This window comes from Acinetobacter sp. YH12096 (assembly GCF_013419215.1).
Lineage (GTDB): Bacteria > Pseudomonadota > Gammaproteobacteria > Pseudomonadales > Moraxellaceae > Acinetobacter > Acinetobacter amyesii.
Genome location: NZ_VPAM01000085.1, coordinates 1 through 1,144 on the forward strand (window position 1 = coordinate 1; position 1,144 = coordinate 1,144).

The following is a 1,144-nucleotide window of genomic DNA, read 5'->3' on the forward strand; positions in this document are numbered from 1 at the left end:
TAAAATACGGAAGCAAACAGAAAAACAGAAACATTGACTTATTGATAAGCTGGGGACTTAGCTTAGTTGGTAGAGCGCCTGCTTTGCACGCAGGAGGTCAGGAGTTCGACTCTCCTAGTCTCCACCAAATTTCAAGATCATAAAACTTAAAGCGCTGCTTTAAGGATTTGAGTTGAAATTTAAGCAAGAAGCTACGCTTCGCGCAGTATGTGATCATACAGTGTTGAAGTTGTTTAGTCCTTAAGCGATCAAGTGCTTAGGTTATAGAGCTTAGCAACAAAGTGGCGTATGATTCGCTTCATTGTTATTAAGCTCTGTGATTTATCACGGTTTCCTGACCTGACGAAGGCTGGAAAAATCATTAACAGAATATATTTGAGTTGAAATAATTTGTTCATACTCATAACTGACATTAACACTAACAGTGATTTATTACTGTGATGTGAAGATAAAAGCTATGAGTTACTAGCGAAATTAACTGAATCAAGCGTTTTGGTATATGAATTTTGATTGAAGCTGTACGGTGATTAAGTTCACGAAACAACGAACTGTGAGTCGTAAGACTTGTTGTTGTCCTACTTGTAAGGATTAACGACTGTTTGGGGTTGTATAGTCAAGTAATTAAGTGCATGTGGTGGATGCCTTGGCAGTCAGAGGCGATGAAAGACGTAATAGCCTGCGATAAGCTCCGGGGAGGCGGCAAATATCCTGTGATCCGGAGATTTCTGAATGGGGGAACCCACCCGCTATAAGGCGGGTATCATAAACTGAATACATAGGTTTATGAGGCGAACGAGGGGAAGTGAAACATCTCAGTACCCTTAGGAAAAGAAATCAATTGAGATTCCCTCAGTAGCGGCGAGCGAACGGGGAAAAGCCCATTAAGTTATCTAAGCTTTAGTGGAACGCTCTGGGAAGTGCGACCATAGTAGGTGATAGTCCTGTACGCGAAAGGGCTTAGATAATGATGTCGAGTAGGGCGAGGCACGTGAAACCTTGTCTGAATATGGGGGGACCATCCTCCAAGGCTAAATACTCCTGACTGACCGATAGTGAACCAGTACCGTGAGGGAAAGGCGAAAAGAACCCCTGTGAGGGGAGTGAAATAGATCCTGAAACCGCATGCATACAAGCAGTGGGAGCC

The 1,144-nt window shown here is 43.2% G+C and carries 1 tRNA gene and 1 rRNA gene; both read left to right on the plus strand.

What is annotated here, in order from left to right:
* The first annotated feature begins 51 nt into the window (after positions 1–51).
* Positions 52–127: transfer RNA gene (locus tag FTU36_RS16560), tRNA-Ala, on the plus strand.
* A gap of 484 nt (positions 128–611) precedes the next feature.
* Positions 612–1,144 (plus strand): 23S ribosomal RNA (locus FTU36_RS16565); the annotation flags it as partial.